The sequence below is a fragment of the Alcanivorax profundi genome (genome assembly GCF_003597125.1).
Taxonomy (GTDB): Bacteria; Pseudomonadota; Gammaproteobacteria; order Pseudomonadales; family Alcanivoracaceae; genus Alcanivorax; species Alcanivorax profundi.
The window spans coordinates 202,816-222,982 of the sequence record NZ_QYYA01000001.1 but is presented as its reverse complement, the minus strand read 5'-3'; the positions used below and the strand labels follow the sequence as shown (position 1 = coordinate 222,982).

21 protein-coding genes are annotated in these 20,167 nt (G+C 54.2%); 6 read left to right on the top strand and 15 right to left on the bottom strand.

Features of this window, described 5'->3' with window-relative positions; all coding sequences use genetic code 11:
* Positions 1 to 94: 94 nt before the first annotated feature.
* Positions 95 to 3,439: a mechanosensitive channel MscK gene (mscK, locus tag D4A39_RS01000; RefSeq protein ID WP_119917347.1), complete on the top strand. Its 3,345-nt coding sequence runs from the start codon at positions 95 to 97 to the stop codon at positions 3,437 to 3,439.
* A 188-nt stretch (positions 3,440 to 3,627) separates the two neighbouring features.
* Here mscK and hmuQ read toward each other — a convergent pair whose 3' ends face one another.
* Positions 3,628 to 3,930, bottom strand: coding sequence for a heme-degrading protein HmuQ (gene hmuQ, locus D4A39_RS00995; RefSeq protein WP_022985611.1), 303 nt, complete (start codon positions 3,928 to 3,930; stop codon positions 3,628 to 3,630).
* Positions 3,931 to 4,203: 273 nt separating this feature from the next.
* Between hmuQ and D4A39_RS00990 the strand changes: the two genes are divergently transcribed.
* On the top strand, positions 4,204 to 6,096 hold the full coding sequence (locus D4A39_RS00990; protein WP_119917346.1) for a propionyl-CoA synthetase: 1,893 nt from the start codon (positions 4,204 to 4,206) through the stop codon (positions 6,094 to 6,096).
* Positions 6,097 to 6,174: 78 nt separating this feature from the next.
* On the opposite strand, the gene D4A39_RS00985 is transcribed toward D4A39_RS00990, so the two are convergent.
* Positions 6,175 to 6,657 carry a VOC family protein gene (locus tag D4A39_RS00985; protein WP_199699411.1) on the bottom strand — a complete coding sequence of 161 codons (483 nt, stop codon included), beginning with the start codon at positions 6,655 to 6,657 and terminating at the stop codon, positions 6,175 to 6,177.
* 246 nt (positions 6,658 to 6,903) lie between these two features.
* Here D4A39_RS00985 and D4A39_RS00980 point away from each other — a divergent pair.
* Positions 6,904 to 8,066 (top strand): IS3 family transposase gene (locus tag D4A39_RS00980; RefSeq protein WP_119917345.1). Its coding sequence is split into 2 segments (ribosomal slippage): positions 6,904 to 7,159 and positions 7,159 to 8,066, totalling 1,164 coding nucleotides; the frame shifts between segments, so codons are not numbered across the junction.
* Positions 8,067 to 8,069: 3 nt separating this feature from the next.
* On the opposite strand, the gene D4A39_RS00975 is transcribed toward D4A39_RS00980, so the two are convergent.
* The 11 genes from D4A39_RS00975 to D4A39_RS00925 all read right to left on the bottom strand — a co-directional run bounded on the left by D4A39_RS00975 (position 8,070) and on the right by D4A39_RS00925 (position 13,846).
* Positions 8,070 to 8,369: a hypothetical protein gene (locus D4A39_RS00975; RefSeq protein ID WP_119917344.1), complete on the bottom strand. Its 300-nt coding sequence runs from the start codon at positions 8,367 to 8,369 to the stop codon at positions 8,070 to 8,072.
* 72 nt (positions 8,370 to 8,441) lie between these two features.
* On the bottom strand, positions 8,442 to 8,807 hold the full coding sequence (locus D4A39_RS00970; RefSeq protein ID WP_146026902.1) for a hypothetical protein: 366 nt from the start codon (positions 8,805 to 8,807) through the stop codon (positions 8,442 to 8,444).
* Between the two features lie 316 nt (positions 8,808 to 9,123).
* Entirely contained in the window at positions 9,124 to 9,528 is a 405-nt protein-coding gene (locus D4A39_RS17605; protein WP_147393871.1) for a hypothetical protein, read from the bottom strand.
* Positions 9,528 to 10,196, bottom strand: coding sequence for an HNH endonuclease signature motif containing protein (locus D4A39_RS00960; RefSeq protein WP_199699410.1), 669 nt, complete (start codon positions 10,194 to 10,196; stop codon positions 9,528 to 9,530). The genes D4A39_RS17605 and D4A39_RS00960 overlap by 1 nt, the downstream gene beginning before the upstream one ends.
* A gap of 78 nt (positions 10,197 to 10,274) precedes the next feature.
* On the bottom strand, positions 10,275 to 11,138 hold the full coding sequence (locus tag D4A39_RS00955; protein ID WP_119917342.1) for a DUF2806 domain-containing protein: 864 nt from the start codon (positions 11,136 to 11,138) through the stop codon (positions 10,275 to 10,277).
* Between the two features lie 69 nt (positions 11,139 to 11,207).
* Complete coding sequence (locus tag D4A39_RS00950; RefSeq protein WP_119917341.1) at positions 11,208 to 11,420, bottom strand: hypothetical protein; 213 nt, start codon at positions 11,418 to 11,420, stop codon at positions 11,208 to 11,210.
* 69 nt (positions 11,421 to 11,489) lie between these two features.
* Entirely contained in the window at positions 11,490 to 11,930 is a 441-nt protein-coding gene (locus D4A39_RS00945; protein ID WP_147393870.1) for a hypothetical protein, read from the bottom strand.
* A gap of 166 nt (positions 11,931 to 12,096) precedes the next feature.
* The gene (locus D4A39_RS00940) at positions 12,097 to 12,453 is read right to left on the bottom strand and encodes a hypothetical protein (RefSeq protein WP_119917339.1); all 357 of its coding nucleotides are present in this window, start codon (positions 12,451 to 12,453) and stop codon (positions 12,097 to 12,099) included.
* An 83-nt stretch (positions 12,454 to 12,536) separates the two neighbouring features.
* Entirely contained in the window at positions 12,537 to 12,938 is a 402-nt protein-coding gene (locus D4A39_RS00935; RefSeq protein WP_119917338.1) for a hypothetical protein, read from the bottom strand.
* Between the two features lie 73 nt (positions 12,939 to 13,011).
* Positions 13,012 to 13,461 carry a hypothetical protein gene (locus D4A39_RS00930; protein ID WP_147393869.1) on the bottom strand — a complete coding sequence of 150 codons (450 nt, stop codon included), beginning with the start codon at positions 13,459 to 13,461 and terminating at the stop codon, positions 13,012 to 13,014.
* Positions 13,451 to 13,846, bottom strand: coding sequence for a hypothetical protein (locus tag D4A39_RS00925; protein ID WP_119917336.1), 396 nt, complete (start codon positions 13,844 to 13,846; stop codon positions 13,451 to 13,453). Before D4A39_RS00925 ends, D4A39_RS00930 begins: the two co-directional genes overlap by 11 nt.
* A 348-nt stretch (positions 13,847 to 14,194) precedes the next feature.
* Between D4A39_RS00925 and trmY the strand changes: the two genes are divergently transcribed.
* Complete coding sequence (gene trmY, locus D4A39_RS00920; protein WP_119917335.1) at positions 14,195 to 14,797, top strand: tRNA (pseudouridine(54)-N(1))-methyltransferase TrmY; 603 nt, start codon at positions 14,195 to 14,197, stop codon at positions 14,795 to 14,797.
* Positions 14,798 to 15,039: 242 nt separating this feature from the next.
* Here the strand turns inward: trmY and D4A39_RS00915 are convergent, their stop codons facing one another.
* Entirely contained in the window at positions 15,040 to 15,447 is a 408-nt protein-coding gene (locus tag D4A39_RS00915; protein WP_119917334.1) for an SMI1/KNR4 family protein, read from the bottom strand.
* Between the two features lie 85 nt (positions 15,448 to 15,532).
* The gene (locus D4A39_RS00910; protein ID WP_102792684.1) at positions 15,533 to 16,651 is read right to left on the bottom strand and encodes a sterol desaturase family protein; all 1,119 of its coding nucleotides are present in this window, start codon (positions 16,649 to 16,651) and stop codon (positions 15,533 to 15,535) included.
* A 281-nt stretch (positions 16,652 to 16,932) separates the two neighbouring features.
* Here D4A39_RS00910 and D4A39_RS00905 point away from each other — a divergent pair, with 281 nt between their 5' ends.
* Both D4A39_RS00905 and D4A39_RS00900 read left to right on the top strand, forming a co-directional pair.
* Entirely contained in the window at positions 16,933 to 18,816 is a 1,884-nt protein-coding gene (locus D4A39_RS00905; protein ID WP_119917333.1) for an ATP-binding cassette domain-containing protein, read from the top strand.
* Positions 18,817 to 18,834: 18 nt separating this feature from the next.
* The gene (locus D4A39_RS00900; protein ID WP_119917332.1) at positions 18,835 to 20,157 is read left to right on the top strand and encodes a succinylglutamate desuccinylase/aspartoacylase family protein; all 1,323 of its coding nucleotides are present in this window, start codon (positions 18,835 to 18,837) and stop codon (positions 20,155 to 20,157) included.
* The last annotated feature ends 10 nt before the right edge of the window (positions 20,158 to 20,167 follow it).

The following is a 20,167-nucleotide window of genomic DNA, read 5'->3' as shown; positions in this document are numbered from 1 at the left end:
CGACAGGCAGGCCGAATGCCATCACCACCACAGCATTCACCACAGCCCTGTGATACAACAGGGCTTTACTGCGATTCCCGGAGCCCGCGCTGTTATGGATCGACGACTTACTCTCGTCCTCTTGCTGATCTTGCCTCTGTTCGCCACCGCTCAAACCGGCAGTTTTTCCTTGCCAGGTGTCGGCGATTTGCAAAAACAGCTCACAGAAACCGGTGAAGACAACAAGGACGGCAGTCGTAACCCGGACCGGGAAACGCTGGAAAAAACGCTTTCCTTCCGCCAGGAAATCGACAGCAACCAGAGCAGCATCAAGTCACTGGAGGCGTTTGCCCGCAAGGCGCCTTCTCAGCGCACCCGACTGGAGGCCGAACTGACCCGCTTACGTCAGGAGCGGGATTCTGACTGGGCGGCAGGCTATGCCGACAAAGACTTGAAAGCCCTGATCAACATTCTGGTTACCCAGCTCGACGCACTGGAAACCAACCAGAGTGAACTTGCCCGTGCCAATAGCGAGCTGACCCGTACCCAGACCCTTCCCGAGCAAGCGCAAAAGGTCATCGGTGATGCCATGGATCGTATCAATACGATTCGTACCCGTTTGAATAATGGCACCGATGAAGACGGGGACCTGCTTGAAGAACTGGAGATCCGCCGTTTGCAGACAGAGCAAAAAGCTCTGGAAACGCGAATCGAGCGCTATAATCAGGAACTGTCAGTCATTGACCGCCAGCAGGACATTGCCCGGCTCGAACAACAAATATTCAAACTCGAGCAAAGCCTGATCGAACAACGCCTCGACGCCGTTCAACCGCTGATCAACCAGAAACGGACCGATCAGCTGGAGCAACAGGCCCATTCCCCGGATTCCCCACTGCCGGCCTCGGTATTACAGAACGCCGAAGTACAACAGGCCATGAAAACCAATCAGGCCCTGCGCCAGGAGCTTGCGAAGACCGGCGACAGCGTCAATCAGTTGCTGCGTACCGCCGTGGACACCAAAACCCAACTGGACAAGGCCCGCTCTCTCTCCACCACCGTCAACGACCAGATTCGCATGCTGGATGGCAGTTTGTTGTTATCACGAATTCTCTACAAACAGCAAAAAAGCCTGCCCCAGGATCAGGGGGAACTGGATCTTGGCAAAGAGATTACCGAAGCCCGGCTACGCCAGTTTGAAATAGAACAGCATATTCAGGCACTGGATGACGCCCCTCTCCCCCTCGCCGAGGATGGCTCATCAGCAGAGCCGGGGCTTGATGAGGCGTTTGACATTCTCCGTGAGGAGCGGCTGGAATTGTATGATCAACTGGATCAGGAATTGAGTCGCCAGCTCGCCATCCTCACCCGTACGCAGCTTAATCATGACCAGCTGCGCAAAATTACCCGGGATTTGCACAATACGATTTCTGAACAGACATTCTGGATGCCAAGCAATCAGCCACTCAGCATTCACTGGCTGGCGCGGCTTCCCGCAGAGCTGATCACCCAAGTGAGGAATCTGCCATGGGAGACGATCGGCAGCGGCGTATGGAAGCTGTTTACCCATGGCTGGGGATGGCTGATCGGCATGATCATCCCGCCCGTATTGTTGCTGCTGGTCCGTACGCGACTTAAAAAACGCATCGCAGAGATGAATCGTGATGTCGGCTCGCTGCGCCGCGACAGCCAGGCCCACACCCCCACCAGCCTGCTCTATACCTTCATTATTTCAGCTCCGGTACCGCTTTTTCTGTCGTTGCTGGGCAGCGCAATCTGGTTGACACCTGGCACGTTCAGCAGCGTGATTGGTGCCGCCCTCACCCAACTGGCTCTGCTCTGGTTGGTCTTTGAGGTGCTCTACCGGCTACTCAAGACTGACGGAATCGCGCAACGCCATTTCCGATGGGATATGACCCACCAGCAACAAATGCGCCGCCGGATGTTGCTCACTGGTCTGGCCTTGGTACCGATGATGTTCATCATCGCCTTTGGTGACCAGTGGCCGGCCCAGCTGAGTAACGACCGGCTTGGCCTGGTCATCATGCTGATCAGCCTGTTCACTGTGATGGTCAGCTTGCCTGCCATTGCCCAGGCCTACCCGGGTCGACACTACAGCGGCGCCGTAAAAGCCCTGTCTACCGGCTTGTGCGCGCTGGCCCCACTGGCGTTGATCATTCTCACCGGGATTGGCTATTACTACACCTCGGTGCGTCTGGCCGGGCACATGATTTACAGCCTGTATCTGGTCGCGCTGTGGATCCTGCTCGACGCTACCGCGGTACGCGGTCTGGCGGTAGCGGCTCAACGGCTGGCGTACAAACGCGCGGTTGCACAACGGGAAACCGAACAAAAAGACAGCGCTAGCGCCGAAGCGGTGGAAGTCGAAGAGCCACAACTGGACCTGAAACAGGTCAATCAACAGTCGTTACGTCTTATCCGGCTGGCGCTGGTGGGCATCATTGGTCTGCTGGTGTATTGGGTTTGGGCAGATGTCTTTCATGCGTTCGCCTACACTGACCAGATTGTGTTGTGGGAAACCGCTGCAGAAGGCACCGGTCAGGCGGCCAGCGCCTCACTGATCAGTCTCGGTGATGTGATCGCGTCACTCATTATCGGCGCCGTCACCTTTTTGCTGGCCAGTAACTTGCCCGGGCTGCTGGAAGTGCTGGTTCTGTCGCGTCTGGACCTGCGCCAAGGCACCAGTTATGCCACCACTACCCTGCTGTCCTACGTGATTGTGGCCAGCGGCATCGTGTTGACGCTGGGAGCCTTGGGTCTCAGTTGGGACAAGATGCAATGGCTGGTGGCCGCCCTTGGGGTAGGCCTGGGATTCGGCTTGCAAGAAATATTTGCCAACTTTATCTCTGGCATCATCCTGCTGTTTGAACGCCCCATTCGCATCGGCGACGTGATCACCATCAACAACCTCGACGGCACCGTCAGCCGGATACGCATTCGTGCGACCACCCTGATCGACTTTGATCGCAAGGAAATTCTGGTACCCAACAAGGTGTTTGTGACCGAGCGATTGATCAACTGGTCGCTGTCCGACACCGTCACCCGGATTATCCTGCGTGTGGGCTTTGCCTATGGCTCAGACCTGAAAAAGTGCCGTGAGATTCTGCTACAGGCGGCCAAAGAAAACAGTCGTGTGCTTCGTGACCCCGAGCCCGTGGTGCTGTTCATGAGCTTCGGAGCCAGCACACTGGATCATGAGTTGCGCGTTCACGTGAGCGACATCAACGACCGTCTGGCCGCCACCGACGAGCTGAATCGCCATATTGATGCCCTGTGCAAGGAGCACGACGTGGAAATCGCCTTCAGCCAGCTGGATATTCATATCCGCAATGGCGACGGCGAGCAGCTGACCCTGGAGGGCAAAACAACACAGAGTGACGACAACACTCCGCCACCAAAAGCCAACGATGGTGAATCCAACGAAACCGGCGACCCGAAATAACACCACACCCTGCAGACTCGCCGCTCACCGCGGCGATGTCAGGGTGGCCTGATGTGTTCCGCACCGATGAGACCGGGGCCCGCAGAAAACACACTTGTGCATCCCGGTGATCTCTTTGACCTCAGTGGTCAACCCCCGGCCTTTGTGGGGTGTCTCTCAAGCCAGCCCCGTGCGGCAACGCAGCGGGGTTACAGCACCACCTCGAAACATTCCAGCTGGGGCGGGCCCAGGTAGATATCGCGGCGGGCACCAGCATTGGCGTGCGCCTTGCGGAATGCCTCGGATTTGGTCCAGCCTTCAAATGCGGCCTGGGACTCCCACACCGCGTGGGACGAAAACAGGGTGTACTCGTCATTCGTCGCCCCCTGCAGAAGATGAAACTCCTTGAAGCCCGGGACTTCCTGCAGGTAGGTATCCCGCCCTTTCCAGATCTCGATGAAATCCTGCTCACAGCCTGGCTTGATCTTGAAACGGTTCATTGCGATATACATGCTCACCCTCCGTCATTGTGAATGGGCCCCTATAGTGGCGCAGGTGATCCGCAAGTGCATTGACGCAAACACGCATCACTCCTTCCCACGCCCCTGACTTCCACGAATCACCGCTACAAACTTTGGTCTAATTCACTCCCCCTCAAGCGCCTCCTAGCATGAAAGCACATTGCCAACCCGTGCAGTCCATCATGACAATCCGTCACGAACGGCGTCACCATGGGCTATGCACCACCCTGCTGGTACCCGAGCTGGGGCAAAAAGAGGCCAAAGATGAGTTACGAACAAGAATACTCCGCGTCCATCAACGATCCGCACACCTTCTGGGCCGACAAGGCCCGCCAGCTGGACTGGTTCACCTTCCCCTCCACCATTCTCGGCAAGGATGAAAACGGTATCGACCGCTGGTTTACCGATGGCGTCATGAACACCTGCCACATGGCGCTGGATGCCAACCTCGCTGCCGGGCGCGGCGATCAGGTGGCGATCTACTACGATTCCCCCGTCACGAACAGCAAACAGGCCATCACCTACGCCGAGCTCACCGAACGCGTCGCCACCTTCGCGGGTGCCCTGCGCCAGCAAGGGGTGAAAAAAGGCGACAGGGTATTGATCTACATGCCGATGATCCCGGAAGCCGCCGTGGCCATGCTCGCCACCGCGCGCCTGGGCGCCATCCACTCCGTGGTGTTCGGGGGCTTTGCCGCTCACGAGTTGGCGGTGCGTATCGACGATGCCGAACCCAGGGTCATTGTGTCGGCGTCCTGCGGCGTAGAAGTGAACAAGATCATTGAATACAAACCGCTGGTAGACGCGGCCATCGAGCAGGCCCGACATAAACCCGAGCGCTGCGTGATCTACCAGCGCCCCCAGGCCCACGCCAACCTGCAAGCGGGTCGCGACCTGGACTGGCAGGTAGCCGTCGCCGCCGCCAGCCCGGTGGACTGCACCCCCGTGCTCGCCACCGACCCGCTCTACGTGCTCTATACCTCCGGCACCACCGGCAAACCCAAAGGGGTGATCCGCGACAATGGCAGCCACGCCGTGGCCATGCACTACAGCATGAAAGCCATCTACAACATGAACCCCGGCGACACCTTCTGGGCCGCCTCCGATGTGGGCTGGGTGGTGGGCCACTCCTACATCGTCTACGCCCCGTTACTCAGTGGCCTGTCCACCGTACTTTACGAAGGCAAACCGGTTCGCACCCCCGATGCCGCCGCCTTCTGGCGTGTGGCGGAGGAATACAAGGTCAAGGCCCTGTTCTCTGCCCCCACCGCCTTCCGCGCCATCAAGAAAGAAGACCCCAATGGCGAGGGCATCAAGCAACATGACCTCTCCGCGCTGGAAACCCTTTTCATGGCCGGCGAGCGGCTGGACCCACCCACTTATGAATGGGTCAAGGACATCACCGGCCTGCCGGTGGTGGACCACTGGTGGCAAACCGAAACCGGCTGGGGGATCTGCGCCAACCTCATGGGCATCGACCCCAAGCCTTGCAAACCGGGCTCTGCCACCCTGCCCAGCCCCGGCTACGATGTGCGCATACTCGATGACAACGGCAACGAAGTGGGCCCTAACCAACAGGGTAACGTAGCCATCAAACTGCCCCTGCCACCCAGCTGCCTGCCCTCCGTCTGGGGCAACCATGAACGCTTTCTGGCCGGCTACCTGGAACAGTTTCCCGGCTATTACACCTCCGGCGACGGAGGCTACAAGGATGACGACGGCTATGTGTTCATCATGGGCCGCACCGACGATGTGATTAACGTGGCCGGCCACCGCCTCTCCACCGGCGAAATGGAAGAAGTACTCGCCGGCCACCCAGCCGTCGCCGAATGCGCTGTCATCGGCATTAACGACGATCTCAAGGGGCAGGTGCCCATTGGGTTAGTCTTGCTCAAAGATGGCATGGAGGTAGAAGCCGACACCCTCAACAGCGAACTGGTCGCCCGCATCCGCCAGGAGATTGGCGCAGTGGCCTGTCTCAAAGACACCCTGATCGCCCAGCGCCTGCCCAAAACCCGCTCGGGCAAAATTCTGCGCAAACTGCTACGCCAGATCGCCAATGGCGAACGCTATAACATCCCGTCCACGATTGATGATCCGGCGAGTATTCCTGAGATTGAAGCGTTGCTCAGAGAGAGAGAACTGGTGGCGCACTGACAGCAACAACGACGCCCGTCTGGCCTGCCCACAGCAGGGGCAAGGCCAGAGCGTCCCCCTGCAACGCCAAGAAACAGCCTATTCAGCCGAACACGCCGCCTCAATCGCTGCCACATCAATCTTGTGCATGGTCATCATGGCTTCAAAGGCCCGCTTGGCCAGTGCCCGATCTGGGCTGGTGATGGCCTGGGTCAAGACCGCAGGGGTGATCTGCCATGACAGCCCCCACTTGTCCTTGCACCAGCCGCAGGCACTTTCCTGTCCGCCATTCTCGATAATCGCGTTCCAGTAGCGATCCGTTTCTTCCTGATCCTGCGTGGCCACCTGAAACGAAAACGCCTCGTCATGACGGAAGGCATCACCCGCATTAAGCCCCAGACAGGGAATACCCATCACGGTGAACTCAACAGTGATCACATCCCCTTCTTTTCCCGCGGGGTAATCGCCAGGCGCCCGGTTGACGGCATCCACCGTGGTATCCGGGAAGATACGGGCATAAAAGCGGGCCGCCTCTTCAGCATCACCATTGAACCAAAGACAGACCGTGTTTTTTGCAGGCATGGACATCCCTATCTCCCATTTCTCAGCATAGGTATTGCTACTCATGAAGGATGATCCTGCGATAGGCAGTAAACCAAGGGAGCCTCTGAATAACTCCTTGCATGCTCAGTCTTTCAGGCTGGTTCGCAATCTAGGCGCGGTTTTGACGGTGTATGTCCATCCATTGAAAAAGCGCAACTGTAGTGGTCTAATGAATCCGGACACCAACGTAGGGTGGTAAAATCACCACCTTAAGCGAGGTGTCATATGACCAGAAAACGACGATCCTTTACACCTGAATTCAAGCAGGAAGCCGCCAGCTTGGTGCTGGACCAAGGCTACACCGTTCCCCAAGCCAGCACATCGCTTGGTGTAGTCGAGAGCGCGCTGCGGCGCTGGGTTAAGCAGCTTGAGGCTGAACGCCAAGGTGTTACCCCCAAAGGCAAGGCTCTTACCCCGGAACAGCGCCGAATACAGGAGCTTGAGGCTCGGTGTGAGCGCCTGGAACGGGAGAAGAACATTCTAAAAAAGGCTACTGCTCTCTTGATGTCGGACGACTGGAATCGTACGCGCTGATTGACCAATTAAGTGAGCAAGAGCCTGTGGAATTGGTCTGTTCAGCGTTTAATGTGCATCGTTCCTGTTACTACGAACACCGTAAGCGGAGCCGTCGTATCGATGCGGAGCGTGTGGCCTTGAAAGCCAAAGTGAACCGCTTGTTCAATCAGAGTCGCAGCTCGGCGGGAAGCCGTACGATACAAGGGCTCCTCAATGAGCAAGGGGAGGAAGTTGGTCGCTTCAAGGTACGCAGTCTTATGCGTGAACTCGGGCTGATCTGTAAGCAGCCTGGGCCTCATGCTTACAAGCAGGCGACAGTAGAGCGGCCAGATATACCGAACCATCTGGATCGAGAGTTTACGATGGCAACCCCGAATCAGGTGTGGTGCGGAGATATCACCTATATCTGGACGGGGCAGTGCTGGAGTTATCTGGCTGTTGTTCTGGATCTCTATGCACGACGGGTTGTTGGCTGGGCGATCTCCAGCAGCCCGGATGCAGATCTGGTGGTGAAGGCGTTGGAACATGCCTGGGAGCAACGCGGTCAACCTGAGAAACTCATGTTCCACTCGGATCAGGGCAGCCAATATGCCAGCCGAGTGTTCCGGCAGCGGTTATGGCGCTATCGAATGCAGCAAAGCATGAGCCGGCGGGGCAACTGTTGGGACAATGCGCCAATGGAAAGGCTGTTCCGCAGCCTCAAATCAGAGTGGGTGCCTACGATGGGCTACCGCAACTTGCCCGAAGCAAAGAAAGATATCGGTGACTATCTGATGGGTTACTACAATTACCACAGGCCTCACAGCTACAACGGCGGGATCGCCCCTGCGGTGGCCGAAGAAAAACCTAAATCACTGTCCGGTATTAGTTGACCACTACATACCACCTTGCAGCCAAAAACTTTCCAAGGCCTCTACTACACCAGCATCGGCGCATACGCAAATCCGCGACTTCGCATCATTGAGAGCTCCAAGCTCAGAAATCTCATCTTGTATTCGCCCGGATCTTCTAGCAGAAACAAGGAATGAAATGGCTTTCAAAAAGTCTGAGTACGCATCCAGTCGCATTTTTGCCAACTCATCGTTGCGGCTCTTTTTTTCGGATAAAACATGCCCAAAGACCGCTCCGATCAGTCCTGCAATCAGTGAAAATATTGCTGCCATGGTGATTGTCATAGGGTCCTTTGGCTAACGCCTAGCTCACAGGAAAATTGCGAGCTTGCGAGTAAATTTCCTGTGAGCTAATTGTTAGGCTGAACAAAACCATACACCGCCGATAAACCCCAGAATCAAACCAAGTAGTAAAGAACCAATTAATTGAGCGCTGATCTGCTGAACAAGACCACGCCACCATTCAGCTCGGCCTTCCCTCTTGGCAATTTCAGATCTAGCTTGGCTTGCTCGATTTTCATAAACCTGAGCCATGACAGCCCTTGCCGGCCCTTCGTACTTACCAGGAGGCGACGAAAGAAATAGTTCCAAGGCGTCGAAAGGGGCCGATAAAGCTACTTTTCTTATGCGCTCTTGCTCTTCTTCAATGCTTTCAGCGTTATACGAGCACGCAAGCATGAGGCGTTCATGCCATGAGACTTGATCGTTATCAACATCGCTCATCGATTACCCCAATATGCCTAACGCCGCGCTCACCGGCTTGTCCGGTGCAACGCTTTGTTAAGTTTTTGTTTCGATGATTGGCACCAAATTGTCTGACTCACGCAACGGCTTACGCGAATACTCGCTATGTGAAAGATATGTAATGTCAACTGGAATACCATATTTTAATCCGATGTCGTCCAAGATATTTTTCACTTCATAAAAGACTTTGAGGGGATAGTCACAATGGTCGTCTACTACAACAAGCACATCTACATCATTAAAACAATCACACCGAAAAAATGAGCCGAAGCCAAAGACTCCAAATATTTCCGACTTACCTTGTAAACGTAATTGGATCGCCGTCTTTATCTCTTTTCTGATAGTTCCAATATTCATCACGCCACAAAGCCCCAGACATTTCATCTGTTACATAAAGACCAATATGGGAATCTAGGCAGAGATCTTTGGCTTCAGATTGATAGCCATTCCACCCTCCACCTATATAGATAATATCTAATTCGCCAAATTCATCTATCGCCCTGTCAACCATGGTTCGCCCCATAGTATATTGCCTAAGACAAAGTACTCTCAGCGTATCTCCTTGCTTAATTCGCGATACGGAAAAAAGAATGTCATCTGATCTGCTGACGGCAGAAACATTTTGATGAGTCCGTAATAGGCGATCCAAAAATGTAATATCACAGTAGGGAGTTCCCCACTCATTGCTTCCATTTGCCATTATTCAAACCTCTCCGAAAACACTTCAGGGAATAGCGCATAGCTAGACACTCGACAATACTGGTTCTCCTCAAAAGAGGTTGCATGATTCTTAAACAAAAGAAAGGCTTTGTAATCATCAGCATCAAGAAGCTTCATGTTTGCTTCAACCATATTGATAATCTTCTGATTATTAGGAATCACAGTGTCTAGCTTTCGCAAATTCCATATTTTGTATGAATTAGAGCCAGGGTCCTCTTTAGCAACTTTTGACTGAGGGCCATATTCTTCCCAGATCAAATGATTCTCCATCAAGAGTTTTGATACTGAACCCTTCAGCTCATCAATACTCTCATAAACAACCTCACTCATTCTGAGCCTGATTGCATGCTCATGATCGCTTTTCCAGCGATGAAGCTGCTCTACAGTAAACGTGCCTTCAGGTGATTTATCGATATGTCTGTGGCAAGTTGGACACAGAAGAATAAGGTTAGGATACTTATCTGAACCACCTCCATCTTCTCCTCGCGGCCCATCTTCACTTCTTGCTATTATGTGGGCCATCTCACCAACATTGTAACTATTCGACTCTTGCAAAATCGCAGTTAAGTCAGTCCTGCAGGAAGGGTTTGAGCATATTCCCGCTGCTCTTCCCCAAAGCAGTTTCCCGTCTGCTTCGCTAATTGCCATGCTCGATGATCCCTCTAAAACTTAACGCCTAGCTCACCGGAAAAATAGGAGCGCAGCGAGTATTTTTTTCCGGTGCAGCTACTTGTTAGGTAGCGATGTCAATAGAGTGATATTTTGTTTCGATAGCTTTTCAATAGCGTACTCATAAAACTCTTGATTTCTCTGTGAACCACAAATGCTTACCAACTCCTTACCCGCTTGCGTAAGTAGCGCCTTGCCAACTTGTATTTCATTGTCTTTCTCTTTCGTGAACTCTGCTAGAGTTGGCAAACCGTAATAGAAGATCATTGCTTGTTTTGGAATACCTAGCTTTCTGTAGCCTGAGGTTGATTCGAATGATATTAACCCAATTGAATCGAGGTGCTTCAAAGACGTAAAGTTGATTCCCTGGCTTGTATAAATATCCGCCTGCTCATCAAAAATAAGCGGTGTTACTTCACCAACAACCCATACGAATTGACAGAACTTAGTAAACAAGTCTGCATCAGACTTATCCATGGTCGCAATAAAATCTACCGTCCTCTTTGAAAAGGTGCCAGGATTCGTTGCCTCACCTGCTAATAGACGCGACCAAAGAGATTGCATTTGTTCGTTAGAAACCTTGTCGCATCGATCGAAAAAGTGTGCAATCCAGTCCTCTTCAAGTTCATCAGTTTTTGCATCTGGGGGAAGTTCTGATGCTGCTTTGGCAGTAATTTTTTCAATGTTTTCTTGTTTTCGAGCTTCTTGATGAACGAGCCTTTCAATTCCTCGCTGCTGTATCTCCGATAGCTCTATACCCGCTAACGCCTTTATTTTTTCTGCCTCGGCCTCCGCCTCCGCTTTCTTTCGAATTCGTCTAGGTTCGTATAAGACACCGACAGCATTAGAAACTTTTTCGATTAATACAGTCGCAGGCTTAGCTAGGTCGCCTAGATTTACTATAGAATTTCCGTCTGACACAATTTCTCCTTGGCTACCTAACGCCCAGCACAGCCGCCGAAGGTCGGCCTGCTGCTTCTTGTTAAAAATTCACTTTGTACCCCAAAGGTATGCCAGCCACACGATCACTAGCATCCCGGCCAACCAAATTACTACTTGATGAGCCTTTGGCTTCAAAAGAGACTTCTTCCAGCTCCCTTCGCGGTTTTCAACTCCGCCAGGTGATCCGTCTTCTACCTTTGCGACAAGACCATTAATGAATATCGCAACAACTATTACGGCCACAATTCCGATAACTTCCATGGCCCTTTCCTTTACTTTTTAACGCCTAGCACAGCCGCCGAAGGTCGGCCTGCTGCTACTTGTTACGTTTTACACCGCCACAGCATGAATATTAAGCCGTGATTTAGTGCGTAGTTTGATGATGCTTCCAGACCCGTCGAAATAAACTCGTAATTCGAGGCCGCTATGCTCTGGCAGTTTCATCCAGACCTCTTCGGCTGGCATAAGCTCAAAACCCTTAAGCTCTTCACATGTCTTCGGGGCCTCAGCATCTTCGCAAGAATTACCGGATGCGACCAAAACCAACTGAGCAGCACCCTCTGATGTATTTCTAATCCGTACGGATCGTTCTCGATCGATATCGTAGGAAAGCCTCCCCCTCGTAAACTGCGGCCAGATAGGCACAATGACACCAATCATTAATGATTTACTATCGAACGGATGCGAGCAGACTTCCAATCCTTCAGTTTCGTAGCAATCCAGTTTCTCTAACTTATCATGCTTGTATCCAACGGGATCAGATACAGCCATGTACTCATCCTTAGCCAGGACAGTACATCCACCAACAATGAAAGCTATTAGCAGCGCCAGAAATCTCATTTCTTAATCAACGTAACGCCCGGCGCAGCAGGCAAATTGTAGTGAGGAACGAACGGAAATTTGGTCTGCCTGGCGCCGCTTGTTAGGTCTTCCATGCTTAAAGAACATAGAATTCACCTTCACAAACTTGAACAGTGAAATCCTCATATGGGCCCTCTTGGGTCACAAACACTAAGACCGTATCGCAAGAAAACGATAGAAAGAAATGGAAATCATCCCTTTTCCCCCACCCAACGACCTTACTTCCAATCAAATCCTCTAACCCACAGGTGGTTATCCATGAACCGGAGAAAAGTTGCTTCGACCCCCCATTCTTCTCTAGCAGTAACTCGCCACCACCTACGATAGATGCCCCATCGAAGTTAAGCTGTACTTGATACTGATCGATGCAAATCTGGGACAATTCCTCCCCTTCAACTGCACTTAGATCAAAATCATCCGGTATTCGATTCATTCAACCACCAGACCTAACGCCCTGCACAGCGGGCAAATTGAAGCGAGGAACGAGCGGAAATTTGATCCGCTTGCTGCCGCTTGTTAGGGGAGTTGCCGCTCGATTTGATCCCAAACCGGATCGAGACCAATCTCGAACTCATACCACAGATCCTGAGTCCAACCCGCTCCCGCACCGTCGCTAAACTGGCCAGATGTATACTCCATAAGCTTTCTGACTTGCTTTTCATCAAGCTCTGAATCTACGTTGTACCTAGCACATATCCAAAGCTTCCCTGCTTTCGTTTTGAAATGGAGAACCCCATCCTGTACCCCAGCTTCTTTCAGACCATTAGCATCATGACTATCGGACAAATACTGGGATAATTCACAGTCTGGATCTTCATTTTCTCGGCCAGAGAGGGCTTCGATAACACTATCCGGAATTTGAATCTCTTTATTATTTTCATCAACCGCTTCCATTGGAGCACAGAATTCAATGAGCATTTCTTCCCCCTAACGCCGTGCTCTGCGGAAATTTAGGAGCCCTGGCGAGTAAAATTTCCGCAGCAGCACCTTGTTATGTGCCTTCAGGATCACAGGCACCATTTTCAATTCTGAGAATACTCATACGCTCAAGAGTATCTCCATTTCTTTCTCTGCGGACTTCCACCAAAACTGACCCGGACTCTGACTCCTCCGCCAGCTTCCGCATAAACCAGTCATACTGATTCGACGCCATCACTCCAAACTGTACTATCTCATCAGATCTACACACTCTGATTTGGGTTGCGGATGCGCTTGGATCTATCACCTGCCCCAGAAAGACTGCCTCTTCCGCCCAAGCCGTGGCACTAGAAATTAGAAATATCAAACCAGTAAGCGATCTCATCTTTTCATCACATAACGCCGCGCTCATCCGCAGCTTACTTTGTGCGCGTTTTGCGCGAAAATGGGGTCGACAGCGACCGCGCAAAAGGTGCACAAAGTAAGCTGTCGGCTGCAGTGCCTTGTTAAGTTTATATTTCATGCTCTGCCAGGTACTCAAACTTTGGATTAGGACCAACCACAATGGTTTTTAGCCAAGAGATTGAAAACCCAATACACGCTAGAGCTGCCATTCCGGCTCCGATTGTTCCTGCGAAACTTGCCACAAGAAAAAACACTTCACTGAAATAGCTATTAAAGTAGATCCCCAGAATTGCCAAGAGAGCAAAGTAGGCTAAGAATTGTACAAACCAGCTAAAAGCATACCTTATTCTTCTCGCTTTGAAGCTAGATAGAGTTTCGCCTTCTTCTGGAAATGGGCCAAACCAACTAAATGCCACAAAAGTAATAATATTTGGCCTCATATACCTCAAGGTCACTAAGACAATGAAAACAATGAGATAAAATATTGCGATCTTTTCGGTCATAGAAACTTAACAGCGTATTAATTAGAACGTTCCGTATAACTCGGTTCCGTATAACTCCGAGCCACCCTCCCCGCTCAGCCTATCAAAATACTCTCATATCAATCAGTTAGAGTGAAATAGCCAATGTCTTACACGGAGTTCAAAGGAACGTTCCTTTGAACTCCTTTCCTGCTATCTCGTTTTCAATCATTCGAAATGCACATGAAATCAATGGGTTGGCTTTTCACTCCCTGAGTTATACGGAAGGTTCCGTTGAAAACGGGCCAGCCTTCACGTGAATCATCCCTGTTTCCACCCCCGGTAAGCGTCTGATGTACAATCACCCTCCATTCTCCAGAGCCCCAGAACATGCGTACCTTCGTCCTCCGTGCCCGTGCCGCCTCTACCAACAGCCAGACCCTGCTGGCCAATGTGGGGGGGGATGCCCACAGCGAGATCCTGGCCCATACCCTGATGAATGCGATCTTTGTGGCGCAGTCTCACCGGGACGATGTGGTGGTGCACCTGGTGCTGGAAAGCACCCAGGACTATTCCCGCACGATTACTTTTGTGGCGGCGGAGATGCGGGATATTGGCGGGTTTCATGAGCAGGCGCTGCTGGCCAAGGTGGTGCGGGCCCTGGATGCCTCTGCGGGGATGGGCAAGGAGCAGATGAAGGCCGTGGAGAGCGGCATTAGCGTGCGTACGGTGAGCTTCGAAAAGCTGGTGAAGGAACTGGCCGAGGATGGCCATCAGTTGTACATGATGGATCCGAAGGGCGAGAGCATTCGCGAGCTGGAATTTGCCGATAAGCCCTGTTTTTTGCTTACTGATCATATTCCCATGCCGAAGAAGAGTTTCAATAGCCTGAAGCGGCTGGGCACCGAGAAGATCAGCCTGGGGCCGACCATGCTGTTTGCGTCGCAGTGCGTGGTATTGATTAATAATGAGCTTGATCTGGCAGAACAGTGAACAGTGAACAGTGAACAGTGAACAGTGAACAGTGAACAGTGAACAGTGAACAGTGAACAGTGAACAGTGAACAGTGAACAGTGAAGGCTGTCCGACCGGCACACCCTGTCAAGTTACTATCGGTTTGTCCCTTTCCCTTTTAACGCATGAGGCCGCACCCGAAATCCGGGCGCGGCCTCATGCTTGGAAATCACAACAATGCGCTATCGCGCCGCTGTTAACTATTCACTGTTAACTGTTAACTAACTTTCCAGCCAGATTTCCCGCGCCCACTGCCAGATACTCCCCCACTCCTCTTCTTCACGGATGCCCTCGCCGGCCACCCATAGCAGTACGCTGCCTTCCTGTGACATGGCGTAGATGCCGTTGGGGGCTTCGCAGACGGGGATCAGGTAGCGGGGCATGCCTTGATCCCAGGCGTTGGCGGCCATTTCCGGGAGGAAATTGTGGGCATAATCATCCATTACGGTGGCGGGCTCGAGGCTGCCGCAAATGATGTCGCTGGCGTTGAGCAAGAACTCCTTGTAGTCACTGGGCAGCGGGATCAGCAATTGCTCTTCGATTTCTACCAGCCGGTCTTCATCCGGGAGCTCCAGCGCCACCAGACCACCTTCGTGGCGTTCGCGCAGCAGTTCGATTACGTCTTCCATATTGGCTCTTCATGATTCTGTAGGAGCCTGCCTGCAGGCGATGGGGAAGGATCGCTTGCAGACGAGCACCTACGGGGATAGCGGTTTAACCCCGGCGGAACGGGAACAGGAACTGTTTGACCACGCCTTCCGGCACCGGGGTGCTGGCACGGGTGCCGTATTCGGCGGCCAGCTCCTTGGGCATGATCAGGGTGCCGAACAGTTTATCGTAGATGGGCAGGAAGGCGGCGTAGTTTTTGTCGACGGCCTGGTCTTCAGAGGAGTGATGCCAATGGTGGAATTCCGGGGTGGCGATGAGCCAGCGGATGCCCGGGAAGCGGAAACGCACATTCGCGTGGATAAAGATGGCGTGGAACGACACGAACACCAGGTAGGCATACACCGCAGATGGCGCAAAGCCGAGGATAAAGATCGGCAGGTAGCCCACAAAGCGGTTGGCGATGATTTCCACCACGTGCAGGCGTGACGAGGCCAGCCAGTCCATCTGGGTGGTGGAGTGATGTACCGCATGGAATTTCCACAGCCAGGGCACTTCATGGAAGGCGCGGTGAATCCAGTAGCTGCCCAGGTCGATGACGATCAGAATCTCGATAAACTGCAGCCACAACGGCTGGCTGGCAATGGCCTGCTGGAAGCCGATGTCCACCTTGTCGTGCAGCACCACCTGAATCGGGATGATGGTGAAGAAGCTGATCAGCTGTAGCCCCACATGGCTGAACAGAAAATACTTCATGTCGGTGACCCAGCCACCGCGCAGGGTTTTCTGGGCCGGGTCTTTGGGGAAGGCCCGCTCCAGGGGAATAAACACCAGCGCCAGCACCAACAGGGTGAGGATGAAATAATCCAGCCCGGCATACAGGCTGCGGCCATCCACCGGCGGCACATCCAGCCGCCCGGAGCCGATCAGCGCGGCCATGCACGCCAACACCATACCGATGATGCCGTAACGCTTTTCCTGATGCCGAAACACACTGAAAAAACCACAGGTGAAGCCGATACCAATGCCGATAAACAGGGCGATACGCAGCACCTGGGCGTTATAGAACCCCCGAAACTCCGGGGTGGTGAAGAGCTCAGGGTAGAGAAAGCAGAAGCTACCCATCAGCGCCAGCACCCCCAGGCCGATGGACACGGTGGCGGTGATCTTGCCCTGCCCCGGCGTCAGGTCTACTTCTTCATAGCGTTCCCGTAAAAACTCGCTCATTGACTCCCTCCGTCCTTCCCCAAAGCCTGCCCGAGCCCTCGCATTTGGGCCAGTACAGGGCGGTAACAAGCTGCTACACTGCGCGTTCAATTACAGCTTCGAGCTGCAAGCCTCAAGCTACAAGGCGCGCGTTATACCGTGCCATTTACACTGATTTGCTCCGCGCCCAGACTCTGTGCGCGGGCTCAGACGTTGACACAACACCCAGTCTCAATCTCGCCTTGAGGCTTGTAGCTTGCAGCTCAGCCCCGCAATACTCACATATTTGATCACGCCAAAGTATGCCTCTACTCACGCTTCGCGAAATACAGCTCAGCTATGGCCAGCAGGCCTTGTTGGATCATGTGAACCTTTCCATCGACAGTGGCGAGCGCCTGTGTCTGATTGGTCGTAACGGGGCGGGCAAGTCCACCCTGATGAAAGTCATCGCCGGGGAAATTCAGGCGGATGACGGCCACATCGAGCAGACCCAGGGGTTGAGCATTGCCCGTCTGGAGCAGGAAGTGCCCGATGACCAGGACCACACCGTGCATTACATGGTCTCTCAGGGGCTGGGCGAACACGGCGCACTGCTTAGCGAACATGCGGAGTTGAGCCATCAACTGGCCGACGGCGATGACAAGGTGCTGGCCCGGTTCGAGCAGCTGAGTAGTGAGATCGAGGCCCGTGGCGCCTGGCAGCTGTCCCAGCGCGTAGACACCGCCCTGTCCAAACTGAGCCTGGACGGCGACATGCAGTTTGCCGGGCTGTCCGGTGGCATGAAGCGCCGCGTGCTGCTGGCACGGGCGCTGGTGCAGGAACCGGATATCCTGTTGCTGGACGAGCCCACCAACCACCTGGACATGGAATCGATTCAGTGGCTGGAAGAGTTTCTGAAAGGCTACGGTGCCACCCTGGTGTTTATCTCCCACGACCGGGCCTTTATCCGCGCCCTGGCGACCCGCATTATCGAGCTGGACCGGGGCATTCTCACCAGCTGGCCCGGTAGCTATGAAAAGTACCTTTCCGGCAAGCAGGCCGCCCTGGATGCGGAAGAGAAAGCCAACGCCGAGTTCGACAAGAAGCTCAGCCAGGAAGAAAAATGGATTCGTCAGGGCATCAAGGCACGCCGTACCCGTAACGAAGGCCGGGTACGGGCCCTCAAGGCCATGCGCGACGAGTTCGCCCAGCGCCGTAATCGCACTGGCACCGCCAGCCTGACCATCCAGAGCAGCGACAGCTCCGGGAAGGTCGTGGTCGAAGCGGACAAGCTGAATTATGCCGTCGGCGGCAAGCAGATCGTGCGCGACTTTTCCGTCAACCTGCTGCGCGGCGACCGGGTGGGGATTCTTGGCCCCAACGGCTGCGGCAAATCCACCCTGATTCGCCTGTTGCTGGATCGGCTGCAGCCGGACAGCGGCACCCTGAAGCTGGGTACCCAGCTGCAAGTGGCTTACTTCGATCAGCTGCGTGACACCCTGGACGAGAACAAGAGCGTGATCGACAACGTGGCCGAGGGCTCTGATGTAATCTCACTGAATGGCCAGAACAAGCACGTGATCGGTTACCTGCAGGACTTCCTGTTCGATCCGGGCCGGGTGCGCCAGCCCGTGAAGTCCCTGTCGGGTGGCGAGCGTAACCGTCTGCTGCTGGCGAAGCTGTTCACCAAGCCCTTCAACCTGCTGGTGCTGGATGAGCCCACCAACGATTTGGATGCGGAAACCCTGGAACTGCTGGAAGAACAGCTGATGAATTATCAGGGCACCCTGCTGCTGGTAAGCCACGACCGGGAATTCATCGACAACGTGGTGACATCGACCCTGGTGTTCGAGCACGGTACTCTCAACAGTTATGTGGGGGGATATCAGGACTGGATTCGTCAACGTCCGGAACCTGTGAAGGAAAAGCCCGTCAAAGCCGACAAGCCCGCAGCCGCTGCACCGCCGCAGGCCCCGGCAAAGCGCAAGAAACTGTCTTACAAGGACCAGCGCGAGCTGGAGCAGTTACCCGGCCAGATCGAGCAACTGGAACAGGATCTGGATGCAGTGCAGACCCGCATGTCTGACCCGGCGTTCTACAAGGGCGATCCGGCAGACATCAGCGCTGCCCAACAGCAACAAACCGAGCTACAGCAGGCACTGGAAAGCGCCTATGCCCGCTGGGACGAACTGGATCAGCTCGGCTAACCCATCACAGGAGTGGTTGTGCGAACACCGATCCGCTATCTGAGCGTACTGCTTGCCTTGATACTGGCCTTCCAGCCCGCCCTGGCAACCGAAGTGGAAGATGAGGAACGGGCCCTGGAGCGGCAGCAGGAGGAAGAGAATCCTGCGCCGAACAAGGCGAGTCCTGTACCGGTACAAACGGTGGACGAAGACTCCCTGCCCACCGAGGAGCCGCCCCACCCTCTGCCGTTGCTTAACCGGGTAGTGGATCCGGGCACCTTTGCCACCCTGCACTGGACCCCGGATCAGTCGTTCGGCTCTATTGCCACACCGGTGCCGGTGCTGGTCGCCCATGGCACCAAACCCGGCCCGCAGCTGTGCCTCACCGCTGCCATCCATGGTGATGAGCTCAACGGTATCGAGATGGTGCGGCGCCTGATGTACAAGTTGGAGCCCGACGAGCTGGCCGGCACCGTGATCGGTGTTCCCATCGTCAACCTGGACGGCTTTCGCAGCGGCAGCCGCTATCTTAGCGACCGCCGAGATCTGAACCGCTACTTCCCCGGCAACAAGAATGGCAGCGCCGCCAGCCGCGTGGCCCATTCCCTGTACAGCAACATTGTCAGTCACTGTGATTATCTGGTGGACCTGCACACCGGCTCGCAGAAGCGCGTCAACCTGCCCCAGCTGCGCGCCGATCTGGACAAACCCGAGGTGGTGGAGTTTGCCAAGCACTTTGGCGGCATGACCGTGCTGCACAGCCCTGGCGTCACCGGAATGCTGCGCGATGCCGCCGTGAAAGACGGTATTGTCGCCGTGACTATGGAAGCCGGTGGCCCCAACCGGCTGGAAACCCAAGCGGTGAATTACGGGGTGCAGGCACTGGAAACCCTGCTGGAAAACCTGCAGATGCAGAAAGCCAGCCGTTTCTGGAGCGCTCCGCAGCCGGTGTTCTTCGAATCAGAATGGATCCGTGCCGATCAGGGTGGCATCTTGCTGGCCGAGGTAAAACTGAACGACAAGGTGAAGAAGGGGCAGATTCTGGGCACCGTCACCGACCCGATCAGCAACACCGGCAGCGCCATCATTGCCCCCTACAATGGCCGGGTGCTGGGCATGGCGGTGAATCAGGTCATCCATGCCGGCTTTGCCGCCTTCCGTATCGGTGAAGAAAAATCGACCGAAGAGGTGGAAGCGCAGGCGGAAAAAGCCAGTAAAGAAAAAGAGAAAGCCCAGCAGCCCAGCGGCGATACCGGCAACGCCCAAGACCGCCCGGCTAACGAGGGTGAAACGGCAAAAGCGAACGCCGAGACTCCTGAGCCCGCACCGAAAGGCAAGAAGGAAAGCGACCCCAGCGAGTAGCCACTGTGGA